Source organism: Actinomadura livida, assembly GCF_014648675.1.
In the GTDB taxonomy this organism is placed as follows: Bacteria; Actinomycetota; Actinomycetes; order Streptosporangiales; family Streptosporangiaceae; genus Spirillospora; species Spirillospora livida.
On sequence record NZ_BMRO01000004.1, the window covers coordinates 506251 to 510770 of the forward strand.

At 71.0% G+C, this 4520-nt stretch carries 7 protein-coding genes; 2 read left to right on the plus strand and 5 right to left on the minus strand.

Features of this window, described 5'->3' with window-relative positions; translation table 11 throughout:
- From IEZ03_RS37785 to nucS, 4 genes are all read right to left on the minus strand, one after another.
- On the minus strand, nt 1-392 hold a 392-nt coding region (locus IEZ03_RS37785; protein ID WP_229808231.1), incomplete at its 3' end, for an aldehyde dehydrogenase family protein.
- Between the two features lie 102 nt (nt 393-494).
- Complete coding sequence (locus IEZ03_RS12105; protein WP_184888204.1) at nt 495-1283, minus strand: site-2 protease family protein; 789 nt, start codon at nt 1281-1283, stop codon at nt 495-497.
- A gap of 79 nt (nt 1284-1362) precedes the next feature.
- Entirely contained in the window at nt 1363-1950 is a 588-nt protein-coding gene (locus tag IEZ03_RS12110) for a TetR/AcrR family transcriptional regulator (protein ID WP_132053643.1), read from the minus strand.
- A gap of 79 nt (nt 1951-2029) precedes the next feature.
- On the minus strand, nt 2030-2710 hold the full coding sequence (gene nucS, locus IEZ03_RS12115) for an endonuclease NucS (RefSeq protein ID WP_184888202.1): 681 nt from the start codon (nt 2708-2710) through the stop codon (nt 2030-2032).
- A gap of 144 nt (nt 2711-2854) precedes the next feature.
- Between nucS and IEZ03_RS12120 the strand changes: the two genes are divergently transcribed.
- Nucleotides 2855-3040 (plus strand): hypothetical protein, encoded by a 186-nt coding sequence (locus IEZ03_RS12120; protein WP_132053638.1) that lies wholly within the window; start codon nt 2855-2857, stop codon nt 3038-3040.
- A gap of 114 nt (nt 3041-3154) precedes the next feature.
- Nucleotides 3155-3541 carry an SCO5389 family protein gene (locus IEZ03_RS12125; RefSeq protein WP_184888200.1) on the plus strand — a complete coding sequence of 129 codons (387 nt, stop codon included), beginning with the start codon at nt 3155-3157 and terminating at the stop codon, nt 3539-3541.
- A gap of 75 nt (nt 3542-3616) precedes the next feature.
- Here IEZ03_RS12125 and IEZ03_RS12130 read toward each other — a convergent pair.
- Nucleotides 3617-4520 (minus strand): LLM class flavin-dependent oxidoreductase (locus IEZ03_RS12130; RefSeq protein WP_189241187.1); only part of this gene is annotated, 904 nt, incomplete at its 5' end.

The following is a 4520-nucleotide window of genomic DNA, read 5'->3' on the forward strand; positions in this document are numbered from 1 at the left end:
TGGTACTCCAGCACGCACTTCTGGTTGATCGCCATGAGGCCCGGGAAGACGGTGCGCGGGCCGAGGGTCTTCTGCGCGTTGCGCGCGGCCCAGTCCAGGTGGGATATCGCCATGATCGTCTCGAGCTGGGCGTCCTGGAGCGGCTTGCCGGTCTCCTGGTGGACGAGCTCCGCCATCCGGTTGAGGTTGCGGGTCAGCGAGCCCTTGATGTTGAGGAGCCGGAGCCTGCGCTCCTTCCAGCCGAGGGCGCGCCACCAGCCGGCCGCCTCGCGGGCCCGCTCGACCGCCGCGGCGACGGCGGCGGCGTCCCGGACGGGATGCTCGGCGACGACCTCGCCGGTGGCCGGATTCAAGGACGCGAACGTCTCGGTGCTCTCCGTGGCCACGGACATGAGGAACCTCCCGGGAGGAGCCTGGTAAGTGATTGCTTGCAGGTGTGTACCGGCTAGTAAATCACCCTACGTCCCGGACGGTCACCCCAAGGGCGAGCGAGGTCAGTCGCTCCACCACTGGAAGAGCGAGTGCCCGAACTGGATCGGGAACTCGTCCAGGCCCAGCGCCCCGGTGAGGTGGAAGATCACGTCGAAGAACGCCTGGTTGACCGGCCCCAGCCAGAGCAGGGCGATCAGGATGAGAAAGGCGTAGCCGCCGTAGGGGGCGACCTTGTCGACCAGGCCGCGCGGCAGGTACGGCTCGATGATGCCGAAGCCGTCCAGCCCCGGGATCGGCAGCAGGTTCAGCACGGCGGCGGTGACCTGGAGGAACGCCAGGAACGCCACGCCGAGCCAGAACACGCCGTGGTCCTGGTGGGCGAAGTTCTTGTAGAGCACCGCGAGCATGATCGCGAACAGCGCGTTCGACAGCGGGCCCGCGGCGGAGATCAGGCTGTGCCGCAGCCGCCCCCGGATCCGGTGCCGCTCGATCCAGACGGCGCCGCCCGGCAGCCCGATGCCGCCGAGCACGATGAACACCACCGGGATCAGGAAGCTGAGCGTGATGTCGGAGTACTTGAGCGGGTTCAGCGTCAGGTAGCCCTTGGAGACGACGCTGTGGTCGCCCGACCGGTAGGCCATGTAGGCGTGCCCGAACTCGTGCAGGCACAGCGACACCATCCACGCCGCCAGCACGAACCCGAACACCGCGAGCCGGGCCGGCTTGGCCGGGTCGTCCGCGTACCGCCAGGCGATCAGGCCGCACAGGACCGTCGCCGCCACGATCGCGAGGAAGATCGGGCTCGGCCGGACGGCCGCACCCCCTCGCGTCCCGTGCGCAGTCCCCTCCATCGCTTCGGCCCCTCTCGCCGCGCCGTCTCCGCCGGCGCCCCGGTCCCGTTCGATCTTCGAAGCTACCCGCTCGCCGGAGTCACGGCGCCGCGATGACCGGAACGACGTAGGTGCGCAGGAAGCGGCGCAGCTCCTCGGGGTCCCGGTCGCGGTCCATGACGATCAGCGAGGTGATGATGCGGAAGAGGAACTCCACCGTCCCCTCCACCTCGATGTCGGCCCTGAGCGTCCGCTGCCGCTGCGCCTTCTCGAAGGACGGCCGCACGTAGTCGCAGCAGACCGCCAGCACGTGCTCCGCCGCGCCGGCCACCGCCGCCTGCATGTGCCCCGCCGCCTCCGGCACCAGGAAATGGGTGATCGTCGGCTCGTTGCGGACGTGCTCGATCGCGTCGAGCGTCCCCTCGACGATCGCCTCGGCCACCGACCGCTCCCGGCGCAGCCGGTCGGCGAGCCGGTCCAGGAACCGGTGCAGGTCCCGGACCACGACCTCGAGGATCAACTCGTCCCGCCCCCCGGTGACGCTCCGGTACACGGTCGCCCGGGACAGCTTCGCCGCGGCCGCGATGTCCTCGACCGTCGTCTTCGCCACGCCGAACCGGCGGAAGCACTCGTCGGCGGCGTCGATGATCCGTTCACGCGTCGCGTCGGTGGTGGTGGCCATCGGCATACCTGAACATTACCGGCGACCCGGACTGCGGGCCGCACGACATGTCAGAAGCTGGGCAGGGGTCAGAACGGGGGCAGGCTCAGAAAAGGGTGCCCTCGTGCTCGATGCCGCGCAGCGCGTCGTAGTCGAGCGTCACGCAGTGGATGCCGCGGTCGGCGGCGAGCACGCGGGCCTGCGGCTTGATCTCCTGGGCGGCGAACACGCCGCGGACGGGCGAGAGGTGCGGGTCCCGGTTGAGCAGCTCCAGGTACCGGGTGAGCTGCTCGACCCCGTCGATCTCGCCGCGCCGCTTGATCTCGATGGCGACCGTGGCGCTGTCGGCGTCCCGGCACAGGATGTCGACCGGGCCGATCGCGGTGGGGAACTCGCGGCGGATCAGCGTGTAGCCGTCCCCGAGCGTCGTGATGTGCTCGGCGAGCAACTCCTGGAGATGCGCCTCCACGCCGTCCTTGCGCAGGCCGGGGTCGACGCCGAGCTCATGGCTCGTGTCGTGCAGGATCTCCTCGATGGTGAGGATGAGCCGCTCGCCCGACTTGCCGTGCGTGACCGTCCAGCGCGCGACGGCGCCGTTCTCCTCGTAGCTCTCCTCGCGCAGCGAGCAGGGCGGGTTCATCCAGTTGAGGGGCTTGTAGGCGCGGTCGTCGGCGTGGACGCTCACGCTTCCGTCCGCCTTGATCAGGATCAGCCGCGGCGCCATCGGCAGATGGGCGGTGAGCTTGCCGGCGTAGTCGACGCTGCAGCGGGCGATAACGAGACGCACGGCGCCCAACTCTAGTGCCCGGTGCGGGCTAAGGCGGCGCGACCGCGGATCTAGGGCGTCATGCCGATGCGGGTCCGGGCGCCTTAGGAAGAACCTCTTGGATGTCGGGCCGCGTCCGGTGGCCGGCATCGAAGAGGAGGGACCGTGTATCACCACGACATCATGCGGTCGCTCATGAAGGAGCGGGTGCGCGAGCGCCTGGCGGAGGCCGAGGCCGAGCGTGCCGGCCGGTTCGCCCGCCGCGCCCGCGAGTTCTGGGCCGACCGCGCCGAGCGCGCGGCCGCCCGCCCGCCCCGGCGGACGTCCCGGCGCGCCGCGCCCCAGCGCTGACCGTCCCCGCCCCGCTAGCGGAATGAAAACCTTTGTCAACCCCTGGAATTCTCAGGAAACCGTGATTAGCGTCGCGAGTGGGAGTCATCCTCCGTCTGGCGAAAGGACCCCCGCATGTCTCTTGACGTGACCCCGGAACTCCTGGAGACGGCACAGCAGGGCGAGGTCGGCGACGCCGCGTTCGTCGAGTGCATCAAGACGTCCCTCCCGTACGCGTGGGACATGATCAGCGGGCTGGTGGCGCGGCTCCAGGTGGACGGCGGCGACTTCGCCGACAACCTCACGCCGCCGCCGGACGAGCAGGCGCGCGGCCAGCTCCTCCGCGTCCTGGCGAGCGACGCCATGCGCGGCACCCTGGAACGGCACTTCGGCATCAGGCTCGCGTTCCAGAACTGCCACCGCGTCGCCGTCTTCCCCGCCGGCGAGTCGGACGCCCACCGGACGTTCGTCACGGCCCGCGAGCAGATCCTCAACCAGTCTCCCGAGCTGCGCGACTGCTGACCCGCGCCCCGCGGCGTGCCCCCTGTGCGACCACAGGCGGCACGTCGCGGTCGTTTCCGGGGCCATTCCGCTCGGTCACGCCGTGGCCGCGCGGACCTTGGGGAGGACCTCTTCGCCCAGGCGGGCTATGTTCTCCAGGGCCGCTGCGCGGGAGCCGGCGGCCTCCACCATGAGAATCAGGTGCCGGATGCCCGTCTTCCGGACGGTGGTGACGAGGGCGTCGATGCAGTCGTCCGGTGAGCCCACGGGGTGCAGCTCGCACATGCGGCGCGTGTAGGCGACGGGGTCGCGGGGCGGGCGGGGACGGTCGTCCACAGGCACGTAGCCGTCCAGGCCGGGGTCCAGCCAGCGCGGCATCTCGGCCATGAGAGTTGCGGTGGCCTCCTCGCGCGTGTCGGCGACCTGGGCGACATGGGTGGAGATGTGCGGGAGGTCCGGCAGGCCGTGCCGGGCGACGGCGGCCGCCTTCTCCTCCGGTCCGACGTGCATGCCCAGCAGCATCGGCAGGCCGCGCTCCGCCGCCAGCGCCTCCGTGGCGGGGGACGTGCACGCGACCGTCACCGGGGGCGGGGCAAGCGCGCGCGGGACGACCGGTACCTCGCGGAAGCGGAAGTGCTCGCCCTGCCAGGAGACGCGGTCCGACCGCAGCCAGGCGAGGAGCAGGTCCAGGGATTCGGCGAAGCCGTGCTCGTAGCGGGGCAGGCCGGTGCCGAACACCTCAAGGTCGCGCCAGGGGCCGCCGCGTCCCACGCCGAGGCGGAACCGGCCGCCCGACAGCAGTGACAGCATCGCCGCCTGCTCCGCGAGCGCCACCGGGTGCTGGGTGGACAGGACGCTGACGGCCGTCCCGACATGGATCCGCCGGGTGACGGCGAGGAGATGCCCGGCCATGAGCGTGGCCGACGGGACGACCCCGTACGACATGAAGTGGTGTTCGGCCAGCCACACGTCGTCGAACCCGGCCCGTTCGGCGGCCACC